The following is a 14299-nucleotide window of genomic DNA, read 5'->3' on the forward strand; positions in this document are numbered from 1 at the left end:
CGCAAGCAACACGCGGAGCCGAGGGAGCGATGCGGTGAGCACGGAGCGCAGGGGGCCACGCCCCGACGGTGAGGAAGCGCGCGGAGGCCGGGGGCGGTTGGTGGCCGTGGCGGCCGCGGCCGCGGTGCTGCTGGCGGGCGGCGGCGCGTTCTGGGCCGCCGCCGGCGGCGACCAGGGCGAGGCCGGGCCCGCGGCGGCACGCTCGGACGACCCCGCCCCGCTGGCCCTGGACGGCTACGGCGGCGACGGCGGGACGGCGGAGGGCTCGCGGGCGGAGTACCGCGCCGAGGGCGAGCTGCCGCAGGGGCCGGGAGAGGCGTCGGTGCACCGCCCGGCGGGGCAGGTGGACGCCGAGGCGGTCACCGCGCTCGCCCGGGCACTGGGCATCGCCGCCGGGCCGGAGAAGACCGGGGAGGGCTGGCGGGCGGCGGACGGCGCCGACGGTGCGGGGCCCGCCCTGGTGGTGAACGGCACCGACGGCGGCACCTGGACCTTCACCCGCTACGTCCGCCCGGACGACGGGAAGGGCACCGGCACGGGCCCCGCCCAGCCGATCGCGCCGCCGGTGTCGCCCCAGGAGGCGCGGGAGATCGCCGCGCCGGTGCTGGCGGCGGCGGGTCTGGCCGGGGCGGACGTCGACGCGGAGCGGACGGCGGGGGCGCTGCGCACCGTGGTGGCCGCGCCCGAGGCCGGCGAGCTGCCGACGCGGGGCTGGCAGACCACCGTCACCGTCGGCGCGGACGGCGTCGTCGTCCAGGCCGACGGGCACCTGGGGCGGCTGGAGCGGGGGGCCGTCTATCCGGTGCTGAGCGCGCGGGAGACGCTGCGCGAGCTGAACGAGAGCGGCGCGGGGGCGGCGATCCGGTGCGTCCAGGCACCCTGCGAGGTGCCCGCGGGCGCGCGGGAGGGGTCGCGCACGGTGACCGGCGCCGAGTTCGCCCTCACCGCCCTGACCTCCGACGGACAGCCGCTGCTCGTGCCGTCCTGGCTGTTCCGGACGGAGGGCGCGGGCGGCGCGGAGGACGGCGCCACCGTCAGCTTCCCGGCCGTGGCGCCCCGGTTCCTGACGCCGGGCCCGGGCGCCGACTCCGGCGCGGGGCAGGACACCCTGCCCGCGCCTCCCGCACCGGTCCACCCGGCGCCCGACCAGCCCGGGCCCGGCCAGCCCCCCGGCCAGCCCGAGCCGGGCCACCCGGTGCCCGACCGGCCGGTTCCGGCCGAGCCCACCGCGAAGCCGCCGCAGGGAAACGGGAGCGGACCCGGCGCCGTCCCGCCCGCCGACCCGGACGACCCGGTGGGCCCGCCGCACGCGGGGATGCCGGTCGCCTCCTACGGCGTCGCCGGCCGGGAGCTGGTCCTGCGCTTCACCGGCGGGGTGTGCGGGGACTACCGCGCGACGGCCGAGGCGGCCGGTGACCAGGTGCGGGTCACGGTCACCGAACACACGCGCGAGCCGGGGCAGGTGTGCGTGCTCATGGCCAAGGAGCACACCCTCCGGGTCTCGCTGGACCGCCCGCTGGGCGACCGCGTGGTGGTGGACGCCGCCGGGGAGCCGATCCCCGAGCGGTAGCCGGGCGCGGCGCGGCGCGACGGACCGGAGGGCGGCACCCCGTGCGGGGTGCCGCCCTCCGGCGTCGGCGCGTGGGCCGTTCGGCTCAGCTGAAGGAGTCGCCGCAGGCGCACGAGCCCGTGGCGTTGGGGTTGTCGATCGTGAAGCCCTGCTTCTCGATCGTGTCGACGAAGTCGATGGAGGCGCCGTTGAGGTACGGGGCGCTCATGCGGTCGGTGACGACCTTCACGCCGCCGAAGTCCTTCACGACGTCGCCGTCGAGCGAACGCTCGTCGAAGAAGAGCTGGTAGCGCAGGCCGGAGCAGCCGCCCGGCTGAACGGCGACGCGCAGCGCCAGGTCCTCCCGGCCCTCCTGCTCCAGCAGGCTCTTGACCTTCGCCGACGCGGCGTCGGACAGGATGATGCCGTCAGTCGTCGTAGCGGTCTCGTCCGATACGGACATCTGCTTCTCTCCCGGGTTGTTCGGACTGCTTGGCCACCTGGGGAACAGGCGGGCTCCCGGATTCATTCCGGTCCTGGCACGTCTTTCCGCTTCTCATGCTCGCACATCCCGCGCCACCCGGTCACGGTTCCCGAGCGGCGCGGGGCATGCCGCGAGGGGTGTGCGTCACATCGCGGGACCGGCATCGTCAAAGTGACGCGAAGCGGCTATCATGGATAACGTCAGATAGACGAGAAAGGGTCGTACGTTCGACGCGCGGCCCCGGACCAGACGGGCGGCCCTCGACCGGAGGGTGCGTGCGTGCCGCGACTTCCCAGGCGCCCGGATTCGCCAAGAGGAGTGACTTTCGTGAACCCCGCCCAGCCCTTGGACGTCCAGCCCACGCCGCTGGCCCTGCTGCTGCTCGGCCGGGAGGCCGACCCGAGGTCCGAGCGCGGCGTGGAGTGCCCCGGCGACCTGCCGGCGCCCTCGGACCCGGACCTGGTGGAGCGCGCCCGGGCCGCCAAGGAGAAGCTCGGCGAGCGCGTCTTCGTGCTCGGCCACCACTACCAGCGCGACGAGGTCATCCAGTTCGCCGACGTGACCGGGGACTCCTTCAAGCTCGCCCGGGACGCCGCGGCCCGGCCGCAGGCGGAGTACATCGTCTTCTGCGGCGTGCACTTCATGGCGGAGTCCGCCGACATCCTCACCTCCGACGCCCAGCAGGTGGTCCTGCCCGACCTGGCGGCCGGCTGCTCGATGGCGGACATGGCCACGGCCGAACAGGTCGCCGAGTGCTGGGACGTGCTGGCCGACGCGGGCATAGCCGACGTCACCGTGCCCGTCTCTTACATGAACTCCTCCGCCGACATCAAGGCGTTCACCGGACGCCACGGCGGCACCATCTGCACCTCCTCCAACGCGCGCCGGGCGCTGGACTGGGCGTTCGACCAGGGTGAGAAGGTCCTCTTCCTGCCCGACCAGCACCTGGGCCGCAACACCGCCGTGCGCGACATGGGGCTGTCCCTGGACGACTGCGTGGTCTACAACCCGCACCGGCCGAACGGCGGCCTGAGCACCGAGGAGCTGCGCGCGGCGAAGATGATCCTGTGGCGCGGCCACTGCTCGGTGCACGGCCGCTTCTCGCTCGACTCGGTGGACGACGTGCGCCGCCGCATGCCCGGCGTCAACGTGCTCGTCCACCCCGAGTGCAAGCACGAGGTGGTCGCGGCGGCCGACTACGTGGGGTCGACGGAGTACATCATCAAGACCCTGGACGCCGCCCCGGCCGGTTCGAAGTGGGCCATCGGCACCGAACTGAACCTGGTGCGGCGGCTGGCGAACCGGTACGCCGCCGACGGCAAGGAGATCGCCTTCCTGGACCGCACGGTGTGCTTCTGCTCGACGATGAACCGCATCGACCTGCCGCACCTGGTCTGGGCGCTGGAGTCCCTGGCGAACGGCACCGTCGTCAACCGCATCCAGGTCGACCCGGAGACGGAGAAGTTCGCCAAGCTGGCGCTGGAGCGGATGCTGGCGCTTCCCTGACCCGCGGATCCACCGAGGCGGTCAGCCGCGCACGCCGCACAGGTGCAGCAGCGCGGCGACCGCCCGGTAGGGGTCGGTGCGCGCGGCCCGCTCCTCGGCGGCCAGCAGCGCCTCCCGCTCCGTCCCCCCGGACGCCCTCGGTGCGTCGTCGGCCGGGTCGTGGAACACCCCCACCCCGTACCACGCGCGCAGCGGCGCACCCAGGGAGGCGAGGGTCGCGGTGAGGGCGGCGAGCCGGTCCGCGCGGGCCGGAGCGCCGTGGCGGTCGACGTAGTGCGGGGCGTCGAACGCGGCCAGCGCGGCGTCCCACTCCCCCGCGCGCCCCGGGCCCAGGGCGAGCGCGTCCGCGTTGCGCACCAGCAGCGACAGCAGGCCACCGGGCGCCAGCACGCGCACCAGCCCGGCCAGTACCGGACCCGGCTCCTCGACCCGGCCCAGCACGCCGTGACACAGCACGGCGTCGAACGTGCCGGGGCGGAAGAGGGCGCCGGTCTTCCGGGCGTCCCCGGCGACGAGCCGGACCCGGGCGCGTATCCCGGCCGGTTCCGCGGCGAGCGCGCCGCGTGCCGCGTCCAGCGCGCCCGCGTCCACCTCCAGGCCCGTGACCTCGTGGCCACAGCGGGCGAGCCGCAGCGCCCGCGTGCCGGGCCCGGAGCCGGCGTCCAGCACGCGCAGCCGCCGTCCCACGGGGAACCGGGTCGTGAGCTGGTCGTCGAGTTGCCGGGCGACGAGCGTGTGGTGCACCGCGTCCCGTGACCGGACGGCGTCCGTACCGCTTCCGGGCGCGACTAAACCGGAGCCGCGACCGCTCGCGGGCGCCTGCGGGGTCGCGGTCATCAGCGGCGGGGGGCCTGCCCCCGGGCGACCTGCGGCTTGGGCAGGCGCATGCGGCGCATCTGCAGGGTGCGCATGAGCGCGTACATCGTGACGCCGCGCAGGTTCTCGCCGGGGAAGCGCTCGCGCAGCGCCTTCTTCAGCCGGCGCGCGGTGCCGATCGAGTCCACGACGATCATGACGATGACGCCGAGCCACAGCAGCAGCGAGATGTTCTGCGCCTGCACGCTGGGCACGATGCTCAGGATGAGGATGCCGACGGCGATCGGGAGGAAGAACTCCGCGACGTGCCACTTGGCGTCCACGAAGTCGCGGGCGAAGCGGCGCACGGGGCCGCGGTCGCGCAGCGGCAGGTACCGCTCGTCCCCGCTGGCCAGCGCCTGGCGCTGCTTGGCCAGCTCGGTGCGGCGGGCCTCCCGGGCGCGCTTGGCCGCCTCCTTGCGGTTGGCGGGCGCCTTGGTGATCTGGCGCCGCTGGCTCTGCGCCTCCCGGCGCTTGGGCGTGGGGCGGCCCTTGGGCGCCTGCGGGTCGCGCGGCTGCTGCGTCGGGTCCGCGACCGGCTCGGCGGGCGCGGCCTGCTCATCCTTGGAACGGCTTCGGAACACGCCTCAAGCCTACGGCGTGCCCAGGTGTGACCCGCACCCGCACCGGGAACGATCCGGCAACGGTGACCGTCGCCGGGTTGCCGGGAGCGGGCACCCGGCAGCGGCGCCTACTCCCTCCGCGGGAGGCGTCCGGGCGCACGATCGTCCTGGAGAATGAGCACTTCAGGGCCGCGGCGGTGCGCTAATGGAGGCGGGGCCCGTACTGTGGGTTCCGTAGGGATGCTTCAGGCTCGAACAGTCCGTTACGAAGGGGGCGCGCGAGGCCCATGAGCGGTGTCATGAAGCGGATGGGGATGCTATTCCGCGCTAAGGCCAACAAGGCCCTGGACCGGGCCGAGGACCCGCGCGAGACGCTCGACTACTCGTACCAGAAGCAGCTTGAGCTGCTGCAGAAGGTGCGGCGCGGCGTCGCGGACGTGGCCACCTCGCGCAAGCGCCTGGAACTCCAGCTCAACCAGCTCAACCAGCAGGGCGGGAAGCTGGAGGAGCAGAGCCGGAAGGCGCTGGCGCTCGGCCGGGAGGACCTGGCCCGCGAGGCGCTGACCCGCAAGGCCGCCCTCCAGCAGCAGGTCACCGACCTGCAGACGCAGCACCAGACCCTCCAGGGCGAGGAGGAGAAGCTCACCCTGGCCGCGCAGCGGCTCCAGGCCAAGGTGGACGCCTTCCGCACCAAGAAGGAGACCATCAAGGCCACCTACACCGCGGCCCAGGCCCAGACCCGCATCGGCGAGGCGTTCTCCGGCATCTCCGAGGAGATGGGCGACGTCGGCATGGCCGTGCAGCGGGCCGAGGACCGCACCGCGCAGCTCCAGGCCCGCGCGGGCGCGATCGACGAGCTCCTCGCCTCCGGCGCGCTGGACGACCCGACCGGCACGGCCAAGGACGACCTGACCGCCGAGCTGGACCGCATCTCCGGCGGCTCCGACGTCGAGCTGGAGCTCCAGCGCATGAAGGCCGAGCTGGCGGGCGGCTCCGGCGGCGACCAGCAGGCCATCGAGGGCGGCGCGGGCGGCACCGCCCAGCCGGGCCAGCAGGCTCCGCAGGGCCGGCAGGACGGCCAGAACGCGCCGAGGTTCGACAAGCAGTGACGGCCGGGGCCGTGCGCCCCGCTGAGGAGGAGCGCGACGTGATCGTACGGATCATGGGGGAAGGCCAGGTGAAGCTGGACGACAGCCACTTCACCGAGCTCGACAAGCTGGACGACGCGCTGCAGGCGGAGTTGGACGGCGGTGACGAGGCCGGGTTCCGCCGCACGCTGGAGGCCCTGCTCGACGCCGTCCACCGCCTGGGCACGCCGATGCCGGACGACACGCTGGAGCCGTCGGAGCTGATCCTGCCGGAGCGCGGGGCGACGATCGACGAGGTCCGCGGCATGCTCTCGGACGACGGGCTGTTCCCGGCGCTGTGACGCCGGGCGGCCACCCGGCCGGGGTCACCCGACCGGCCCCGGTGGCCGCCGCCGGCTCGCCCTGCGCGCCGGCCCCCCGGAGGGGACACTTCCGGCATGACAGTGCGTGGGCTCAGGGCCGTGGGGATCGTCGCCGCCGGTGCGCTGGTGCTCGGCGGGTGCGCGGGCGTGGCGGGCGAGCGGGAGCGGCAGCCGCCCTCGCCGTCCGGGTCGCCGTCCGCCCCGGCGCCGTCCAGCCCGGACGGCGGCCCCGGCGGCGATCCCGACCGGCTCCAGGAGCGGTACCAGGACGTCGTGCGCCAGGTGCTGCCGTCCGTCGTGCAGATCGAGACGGAGCGCGACCTGGGCTCGGGCGTCGTGTACGACGACCGGGGGCACATCGTCACCAACGCCCACGTCGTCGGGGACGCCGAGCGCTTCGAGGTGACGCTCGCGACGGGCGGCCGGCCGCTGCGGGCGGACCTGGTGGCCGCCTACGAGGAGTCGGACCTGGCCGTCATCCGGCTGGCCGATCCGCCGGACGGGCTGCGGCCCGCCGCCTTCGGGGACTCCGGCCGGGTCGAGGTGGGCCAGATCGTGCTGGCCATGGGCAACCCGCTCGGGCTGTCCTCCAGCGTCACCCAGGGCATCGTCTCGGCCGTGGGCCGTTCGGTCAGCGAGGGCCAGGGCGAGGCGACGATCGGCAACATGGTGCAGACCTCGGCGGCCATCAACCCCGGCAACAGCGGCGGCGCGCTGGTGGACCTCGGCGGGCAGGTCATCGGCATCCCCACCCTGGCCGCCCGCGATCCGCGGTCCGGCGCCGCCCCGGCACCGGGCATCGGCTTCGCCATCCCGGCCGAGACGGTCCGCGACCTGGCTGGGCAGATGATCGAGCACGGCCGGGTGGTGGACGCCGGCCGGGCCACGCTCGGCGCCACCGTGCGGGCGGTGCTGGGGCCGGACTTCCAGCCCGGGGGCGTGGCCGTCGTGGACGTCGCCGCGGGCGGCCCGGCGGACGAGGCCGGGCTGCGGCCCGGCGACCTCCTGGTGCGTGTGGACGACGAGGAGATCACCGACGTCGCCTCGCTCGCGGAGGTCGTCGCCGGGCACAAGCCGGGCGACGAGGTGGGCCTCACCTACCGCCGCGGCGGCGCGGAGACGTCCGTGCGGGTCACGCTCGGCGAGGCCTGAGCCCCGGGCCGACCCGCCCGCGCACGCCGCACCGGGCCCGCCCCGCCCCGCACCACACCGAGCCGGGTCGGGCGCGCGGGGCGGGGCCCGGCGTGCGGTTCAGTCCTCGGACGCGCGCAGGGACATCGGCCCGTAGACCTCCGTGCCGTCCTCCAGCAGCCGGACCTGCTCGGCGCCGCCCTCCAGCAGCTCGCGCCAGTGCTCGCCGATCCAGGACTCCGCGTCACCCTGCGTGGAGAAGTCCTCCACCGGGACGGCCGGCTCCACCCGCGTCCCGTCCGCCTGCTCGAACCGCCACGTCCACGCCACGTCCGCCTCCTGGGAGATCATCGGCACCACTGCCCGAAGGGTACTCGCGGGTCGCCCGCGCCGTCCGGAGCGGGACGCGAGACGATCGGTGCGTGGACGTGACTCTGCTCGGCACCGGCGCACCGGCCGGACTCCCCCGCCCCGACTGCCCGTGCGCGGTGTGCGCGAGTTCCACCTCGGCGCGGGCGCGGGCCGCCACGTCGCTGCTCGTCGACGGCACGTTGCTGCTCGACCTCACCCCCGGCCCGGCGCTGGCCGCCGCACGGGCGGGCCAGTCGCTGCACGGTGTGCGGCAGGTGCTGCTGTCCCACCCCCACGACGGCCCGGCGCTCCCGGTGCCGGCGGGGCTGCCGGCCCCGGTGCGGGTGCCGCACGGGCAGGAGCTGGTGCTGATCAGCGGGCACCGGGTGGAGGCGGTGGCCCTGGACACCCCCGGGACCGGCTACGCGGTGACCGGCCCGGACGGGCGGCGGCTGCTGTACCTGCCGCCCGCGGCCTCCCCGGCCGGCGCCCGCGACTCCGAGACGCCCTACGACGTCGTGCTGCTCGACGTGTGCGGGCGCCCGGAGGCGCTGGCCAGGCTGCGCGCCACCCGGGCCGTCGGGGCGACGACCGACGTCCTGGCCGTCCACATCGACCACACCCAGCCGCCGGGGGCCGAGCTGCGGCGCCGGCTGGCCGCCCTGGGCGCCCGCGCGGTGCCCGACGGCACGACGGTGCGGGCCGGGGACTTCCACGAACTGCCCGACGTGCCGCGCCGGACGCTGGTGCTGGGCGGCGCCCGCTCGGGCAAGTCCGTCGAGGCCGAACGCCGGCTGGCGGCCTTCCCCGACGTGCTCTACGTGGCCACCGGCGGCACCCGGGAGGGCGACCTGGAGTGGGCCGCCCGGGTGAGCGCCCACCGCGAGCGGCGCCCGGGCACCTGGCGCACCGCCGAGACCTGCGACCTGCTGCCGCTGCTGGCCGACCGCTCCGGCCCGCCGCTGCTCGTCGACTGCCTGGCGCTGTGGCTGACGCACACCATGGACGCCATCGACGCCTGGTCGGAGGAGGCGTGGGCCCGGGGCGCGGAGCGGGAGCTGACCGCGCGGGTGGCGGAGCTGGTGGCGGCGGTGCGGGCGACCAGCCGCACGGTGGTGGCCGTCAGCAACGAGGTGGGCTCCGGCGTCGTCCCGGCGACGCCGTCCGGGCGCCGCTTCCGGGACGCGCTGGGGCGCCTGAACGCGTCCTTCGCCGCCGAGTGCGAGCAGGTGCTCCTGGTCGTCGCCGGGCACGCGCTGACGCTGCGCGGGCCGCAGGAGGGCTGAGGCCGCCGCCCCGGCGCCTGCGGGTAGCCTCGCCCCATGAGCGCCGAGAGCGAAGACCGCCTGCTGTTGGACGACTTCGGGGACCGCGTGCAGCGGCCGGACGGAGGCGTGCGCCGGGACGCCGAGGAGCGCCGGGCGCGCACCGGGCTGGCGCGCGGAGCGCTCGGGCGGCTGGACGAGCTGGGCGAGTGGTTGGCCGCCGCGCAGAACCGGGTGCCGGTGGCCCCGGTGGAGCGGCCCCGCCTGGTGGTCTTCGCCGGGGACCACGGGGTCGCGGAGCTGGGCGTGTCCGGCCGTCCGGCCGGGGGCACGGCCGCGCTGGTGCGGGCGGCGCTGGAGGGCGCGAGCGCGGCGGCGGTGCTCGCCCGCCGCGCCGGGGTGCCGCTGCGCGTGGTGGACATGGCCGTGGACTGCGCGGCCGAGGAGCTGCCTGCCGAGGTCACCCGGCACCGGGTGCGGCGCTCCAGCGGCCGCGTCGACGTCGAGGACGCGCTGACCGCCGCGGAGGCCGAGCAGGCGTTCCGGGCGGGGGTGGCCGTCGCCGACGAGGAGGCCGACGCGGGCACCGACGTCGTCGTCCTGGGCGACCTGAGCGTCGGCGGGACCACGGCGGCGGGCATCCTCATCGCCGCGCTGTGCGGCACCGACGCCTCGGTGGTCACCGGGCGCGGCGGCACCGCCATCGACGACCTGACGTGGATGCGCAAGTGTGCCGCCGTCCGCGACGGGCTGCGCCGGGCCAGGCCCGTGCTCGGCGACCAGCTCCAGCTCCTGGCCACGGCGGGCGGCGCGGACCTGACGGCCATGACGGGCTTCCTGCTCCAGTCGGCGGTGCGGCGGACGCCGGTCGTCCTGGACGGCGTGGTCTCGGCCGCCGCCGCGCTGGTGGCCCAGCGGGTGGCGTTCCGGGCGCCGGACTGGTGGCTGGCCGGGCAGCGCAGCGGCGAGCCGGGCCAGGCCAAGGCGCTGGACCGGATGGGCCTGGAGCCGCTGGTCGACCACGGGGTGACCGTGGGCGGGGGCGCCGGGGCGCTGCTGGCGCTGCCGCTGGTGCAGGCGGCCGCCGCGCTCGCCGCGGAGCTGCCGGAGGCCGGGCCCGCCCCGGAGGCGGCGCCCACGGGCGCGGAGGTCGTGGACGCCACCTGACCGCCCGCCTGACCGGCGTCACCCGCGCCCCGCCCCGGCCGGGCCCCGGCCGACGCCGGTCAGCGGGACGGGCGCCGCGGCGGCCCGGGCCGGTCGTCGGGCGTGCCGGCCAGCAACTCGTCCAGCCTGCGGCCGAGCCGACCCCAGCCGGCGGCGTACCGGTGGGCGCGGCGCCGTGCCCGGGCGCGGGTGCGCGGCCTGCCGCGGTAGACCCGCCGGTCCCACCAGGACCCGGGGCGGGCGAGCCGCACCGCGCCGAACAGCGCCACGAACGGCACCAGGACGCCGACCACGGCCAGGCGGAACTTGCCCTTGGCCAGCGTCACCAGCGCCAGCAGCACGTTGCCCGCGACCGCCGAGACCAGCGAGAAGCGGTTCTCCCGCTCCTCCGGCGTCAGCTCCTCCGTCCCGAACGGCGCGAAGCCCAGCGTCAGCAGGGAGCCCAGCGCGGCGGTGAGCACGACGGCCTCCACGCTCTTGCGGCCGTCCTCGCTCCAGTAGACGTCGTCCAGGTACAGGACGAGCGCGAACTCGTCGAGCACCAGCCCGGCGCCGACGCCGAAGACGACCGCCATCACCTCGGCGGCGGCGTGGTGTCGGCTGAACCCCAGCGCGCAGAAGCCGCCGACCACCATGAGCACGATGCCCGGCACGACGTGGTGGATGTGCGTCCCGCCGGGGCCGGTCACGTTGCGGAACGGGCCCCGGCCGGCCCGGATCATCCGCGTCACGGTGCGGATGACCAGGAACGTGGCGACGAAGGCGAGCAGGGCCAGGGCCAGCGGCAGCCTGCCCGTCACGACCACCTCGCGGTACCACCATGCGCCCATCGGTTCAGGGTGGCGCCGCGGGCGCCGCTAGCCTGGGCGGCCATGGGTGACACACCGGCACGTCCCACGGACGGAGTTCCCGCCGCCGGCCCGCAGGGCGCGCGGGCGCGGCGGACGCGCGGGCTGCCCGCCCGTCTCGCGCACGGGCTGCGGTTCGCCTTCGGGACGCTGACGGTGCTGCCGGTGCGCGTGCGCCGCTGGGACCGCGAGACCGCGCGGGCGGGCCTGCTGTGCGCCCCGGTGGCCGGCGCGGTGGTGGGCCTGGCGGCCGGTTCCGTCGGCGCGCTGCTGCTCGTGCTGGGCGCGGGTACGGCGGTGGCCGCGGTCGCCGCGGTGGCCGTCCCGGCGGTGCTGACGCGCGGGCTGCACCTGGACGGGCTGGCCGACGTCGCCGACGGGCTGGGCAGCGGCAGGGACGCCGCGGGGGCGCTGGCCGTGATGAAGCGTTCGGACATCGGCCCCTTCGGCGTGGTGACGCTGGTGCTGGTGCTGCTGGGCCAGGTCGCCGTGCTGGACGCGCTGTTCGCCCGGGGGTGGGCGGCCGGGCTCGCGGGCGCCACGGTGGCCGCCGTCACCGCCCGGACCGCGCTGACGTGCGCCGCGCGGCGCGGGGTGCCCGGCGCGCGCCCGGAGGGGCTGGGCGCGGTGGTGGCCGGGACCGTGCCGCCCTCGGGGGCGTGGGCGGTGGGCGGGACCGTGGTGGCGCTGGCCGCCGCCCAGGGCGCGCTGCCGGGCGGCGGCCCGGGTGCGCTGAGCGGTGCGGCGGCGGTGCTGATGGGGCTGGGCGCGGCGAGCCTCCTGCTGCGCCGGTGCGTGCGGCGGCTGGGCGGGGTCACCGGTGACGTCTTCGGAGCCGTGTCCGAAGTGGCCGCCACGGGCGCCCTGTTGGTGCTCGCGGTGGGCTGAGGCGCCCGGCCGGACCGACCGGGTGCGCCACCGCCCGCCCGGCGGCGCGCGGTGAGGCGTAGGCTCGGAGCCCACCCGACGCTCAGGGATGTCCCACGAAACTCCGAAGAACAGGATCGCCAGGACCGTGACTGCTCTGACCCTCAGTACCTCGTCCGCCGCAACGACGCGCGTGGACGCCATCGTCGTCGGCGTCGCCAAGGGCACCGACGACTCCGGCACCCCGGTGGTCGCACCGGGCGCCGAGACGGTGGACCAGGCCTTCGGCGGGCGGCTCGCCACCGTCCTGGAGACGCTCGGTGCGGGCGGCGGCGAGGGCGAGATCACCAAACTCCCCGCGCCCGAGGGCCTGAAGGCGCCCGTCGTGCTGGCCGTGGGCCTCGGCTCGGCGCCCGAGGACGGCGAGCCCTACGCTCCCGAGACGCTGCGCCGCGCGGCCGGTGCCGCCGCCCGGGCGCTGGCCGGCACCCGCAAGGCGGCGTTCGCCCTGCCGGTCGCCGACGGCGTGGCGTCGGTGGCGGCCGTCGCCGAGGGCGTGCTGCTCGGCGCCTACGCCTACACCGCCTACCGCGGCACGGACGCGGGCGCCGCCAGGAAGGCCGCGACCAAGAACGCGAAGGGCGCGAAGAGCGCGAAGGGCGACGCGTCCGGCAAGGCCGGGGCCCCGGACGACGCGAGCGCGCCGCTGGCCGAGGCGACCGTGCTGGGCGCCAAGTCCCGGGACAAGGCGCACAAGGCCGCCATCGAGCGGGCCACGGTGCTGGCCGAGGAGGTGGCCCGCGCCCGCGACCTGATCAACATGCCGCCCAACGACCTGTACCCGGAGTCCTTCGCCGCGCGGGCCCAGGCCGCGGCCAAGGAACACGGCCTGAAGGTCGAGGTGCTGGACGAGAAGGCGCTCACCAAGGGCGGCTACGGCGGCATCATGGGCGTCGGCCAGGGCTCGCAGCGCCAGCCGCGCCTGGTGCGGCTCGGCTACAGCCACCCCAAGGCCACCAAGACGCTCGCGCTCGTCGGCAAGGGCATCACCTACGACTCCGGCGGCATCTCGCTGAAGCCGGCCGGCCACAACGAGACCATGAAGTGCGACATGAGCGGCGCCGCCGCCGTGTTCTCCGCCGTCGTGGCCGCCGCGCGGCTGGGGCTGGCCGTCAACGTCACCGGCTGGCTGGCGCTCGCCGAGAACATGCCCTCCGGCGGCGCGGTGCGCCCCGGCGACGTGCTGACCATGTACAGCGGCAAGACCGTCGAGGTGCTCAACACCGACGCGGAGGGCCGCCTCGTCCTGGGCGACGCGCTGACCCGCGCCGGCGAGGAGTCGCCGGACGCCATCGTCGACGTGGCCACGCTGACCGGTGCGATGGTGATGGCGCTGGGCACCAGCACCTTCGGCATCATGTCCAACGACGACGCGTTCCGCACCCAGGTGCACGAGACGGCCGAGGACGCCGGCGAGCAGTCCTGGCCGATGCCGCTGCCGGCCGGGCTGCGCAAGGGGCTGGACTCCACCATCGCCGACATCGCCAACATGGGCGATCGCATGGGCGGCGGCCTGGTGGCCGGCCTGTTCCTCCAGGAGTTCGTCAGCGAGGGCACGCCCTGGGCGCACCTGGACATCGCGGGCCCGGCGTTCAACGAGGCCGCGCCGTCCGGCTACACCCCCAAGGGCGGCACCGGCTCGGCCGTGCGCACCCTGCTCCGCCTCGCGGAGCGCACGGCGGCCGGCGAGCTCGGCTGACGGTGACGCGCGCGTGGGGCCCGGGCACCCGCCCGGGCCCCACGCGCGCGCGTGCCCGGCGGGTCCGGGGTCGGCGGCGCGGGCGCGCGGACGCGGCCGTCCCACGGGCGACCCGGCCGGACGCGCGCCCGCGCCGCATTTCGGCCCCCAGCCCCGGCCCCGGCTCCGGCGGCACTCCGCGTGGCGGCGAGACGGCGCGCCGCCGCGTCACCGCGTGCGGCGTGGTGCAGGACGCGGGCCCGGCCGACGGCCCCGGCCGGTGTGCGGAACCGGCGGGCCCGGCGGGGACGCGGCGGCGGCCCGCCGTGTTCGCTGGCAGCGATCAGCGCGCCTCTCCCCCGGCGGGGAACAGGGCGTCGCCGCTGGCCAGGGGCCGCGAATCGTCTCACACCCCGGCCCCGCGTCCCGTTCGGCGTCGACAAATGCGAAGATGGTGTCTCGGCAGGACAGGGGCCCGCTCAACCCACAGGGCCGAAGCAACACAGCGGCCGAACGCACAGCCGC

The 14299-nt window shown here is 76.5% G+C and carries 14 protein-coding genes; 9 read left to right on the forward strand and 5 right to left on the reverse strand.

From position 1 onward, the window contains the following. The first annotated feature begins 106 nt into the window (after positions 1–106). Positions 107–1570 (forward strand): hypothetical protein, encoded by a 1464-nt coding sequence (locus OSB71_RS02105; RefSeq protein WP_265943527.1) that lies wholly within the window; start codon positions 107–109, stop codon positions 1568–1570. 85 nt (positions 1571–1655) lie between these two features. On the opposite strand, the gene OSB71_RS02110 is transcribed toward OSB71_RS02105, so the two are convergent. Continuing rightward, a complete protein-coding gene (locus tag OSB71_RS02110) occupies positions 1656–2012 on the reverse strand; it encodes a HesB/IscA family protein (RefSeq protein ID WP_265943529.1) in 357 nt (118 codons plus the stop codon). Positions 2013–2360: 348 nt separating this feature from the next. On the opposite strand from OSB71_RS02110, the gene nadA reads away from it, so the two are divergent. Next, entirely contained in the window at positions 2361–3539 is a 1179-nt protein-coding gene (gene nadA / locus OSB71_RS02115; RefSeq protein WP_265943531.1) for a quinolinate synthase NadA, read from the forward strand. Between the two features lie 21 nt (positions 3540–3560). On the opposite strand, the gene OSB71_RS02120 is transcribed toward nadA, so the two are convergent. Both OSB71_RS02120 and OSB71_RS02125 read right to left on the reverse strand, forming a co-directional pair. Further along, positions 3561–4283: a class I SAM-dependent methyltransferase gene (locus tag OSB71_RS02120; protein ID WP_265943533.1), complete on the reverse strand. Its 723-nt coding sequence runs from the start codon at positions 4281–4283 to the stop codon at positions 3561–3563. Between the two features lie 92 nt (positions 4284–4375). Next, on the reverse strand, positions 4376–4978 hold the full coding sequence (locus tag OSB71_RS02125) for a DUF3043 domain-containing protein (protein ID WP_265943535.1): 603 nt from the start codon (positions 4976–4978) through the stop codon (positions 4376–4378). 278 nt (positions 4979–5256) lie between these two features. Here OSB71_RS02125 and OSB71_RS02130 point away from each other — a divergent pair, with 278 nt between their 5' ends. The 3 genes from OSB71_RS02130 (at position 5257) to OSB71_RS02140 (ending at position 7559) form a co-directional block, all read left to right on the forward strand. After that, the gene (locus OSB71_RS02130) at positions 5257–6066 is read left to right on the forward strand and encodes a PspA/IM30 family protein (RefSeq protein ID WP_265943833.1); all 810 of its coding nucleotides are present in this window, start codon (positions 5257–5259) and stop codon (positions 6064–6066) included. Between the two features lie 38 nt (positions 6067–6104). Next, on the forward strand, positions 6105–6386 hold the full coding sequence (gene pspAA / locus OSB71_RS02135; protein WP_265943537.1) for a PspA-associated protein PspAA: 282 nt from the start codon (positions 6105–6107) through the stop codon (positions 6384–6386). A gap of 96 nt (positions 6387–6482) precedes the next feature. Continuing rightward, positions 6483–7559 carry a S1C family serine protease gene (locus OSB71_RS02140; RefSeq protein ID WP_265943539.1) on the forward strand — a complete coding sequence of 359 codons (1077 nt, stop codon included), beginning with the start codon at positions 6483–6485 and terminating at the stop codon, positions 7557–7559. Positions 7560–7658: 99 nt separating this feature from the next. Here OSB71_RS02140 and OSB71_RS02145 read toward each other — a convergent pair whose 3' ends face one another. Beyond that, positions 7659–7889, reverse strand: a complete 231-nt coding sequence (locus tag OSB71_RS02145; protein ID WP_265943835.1) for a hypothetical protein — start codon at positions 7887–7889, stop codon at positions 7659–7661. Positions 7890–7960: 71 nt separating this feature from the next. Here OSB71_RS02145 and OSB71_RS02150 point away from each other — a divergent pair, with 71 nt between their 5' ends. Together OSB71_RS02150 and OSB71_RS02155 are read left to right on the forward strand one after the other, a co-directional pair. Next, complete coding sequence (locus OSB71_RS02150; RefSeq protein WP_265943541.1) at positions 7961–9175, forward strand: bifunctional adenosylcobinamide kinase/adenosylcobinamide-phosphate guanylyltransferase; 1215 nt, start codon at positions 7961–7963, stop codon at positions 9173–9175. 36 nt (positions 9176–9211) lie between these two features. Then, positions 9212–10321, forward strand: a complete 1110-nt coding sequence (locus tag OSB71_RS02155) for a nicotinate-nucleotide--dimethylbenzimidazole phosphoribosyltransferase (protein WP_265943543.1) — start codon at positions 9212–9214, stop codon at positions 10319–10321. Positions 10322–10380: 59 nt separating this feature from the next. Here OSB71_RS02155 and OSB71_RS02160 read toward each other — a convergent pair whose 3' ends face one another. Further along, a complete protein-coding gene (locus OSB71_RS02160) occupies positions 10381–11151 on the reverse strand; it encodes a hypothetical protein (RefSeq protein ID WP_265943545.1) in 771 nt (256 codons plus the stop codon). A 42-nt stretch (positions 11152–11193) separates the two neighbouring features. Between OSB71_RS02160 and OSB71_RS02165 the strand changes: the two genes are divergently transcribed. Beyond that, positions 11194–12057: an adenosylcobinamide-GDP ribazoletransferase gene (locus OSB71_RS02165; protein ID WP_416237177.1), complete on the forward strand. Its 864-nt coding sequence runs from the start codon at positions 11194–11196 to the stop codon at positions 12055–12057. Positions 12058–12184: 127 nt separating this feature from the next. Further along, positions 12185–13795, forward strand: coding sequence for a leucyl aminopeptidase (locus OSB71_RS02170; protein WP_265943546.1), 1611 nt, complete (start codon positions 12185–12187; stop codon positions 13793–13795). Positions 13796–14299: the final 504 nt, after the last annotated feature.

It is taken from the genome of Streptomyces marinisediminis (genome assembly GCF_026262575.1).
GTDB lineage: Bacteria > Actinomycetota > Actinomycetes > Streptomycetales > Streptomycetaceae > Streptomyces > Streptomyces marinisediminis.

Coding starts and splice junctions, on each gene's coding strand:
- OSB71_RS02110 (WP_265943529.1), bottom strand. CDS start 2,012: ATGTCCGTATCGGACGAGACCGCTACGACGACTGACGGCATCATCCTG.
- OSB71_RS02130 (WP_265943833.1), top strand. CDS start 5,257: ATGAAGCGGATGGGGATGCTATTCCGCGCTAAGGCCAACAAGGCCCTG.
- OSB71_RS02140 (WP_265943539.1), top strand. CDS start 6,483: ATGACAGTGCGTGGGCTCAGGGCCGTGGGGATCGTCGCCGCCGGTGCG.
- OSB71_RS02145 (WP_265943835.1), bottom strand. CDS start 7,889: ATGATCTCCCAGGAGGCGGACGTGGCGTGGACGTGGCGGTTCGAGCAG.
- OSB71_RS02155 (WP_265943543.1), top strand. CDS start 9,212: ATGAGCGCCGAGAGCGAAGACCGCCTGCTGTTGGACGACTTCGGGGAC.
- OSB71_RS02160 (WP_265943545.1), bottom strand. CDS start 11,151: ATGGGCGCATGGTGGTACCGCGAGGTGGTCGTGACGGGCAGGCTGCCG.
- OSB71_RS02165 (WP_416237177.1), top strand. CDS start 11,194: ATGGGTGACACACCGGCACGTCCCACGGACGGAGTTCCCGCCGCCGGC.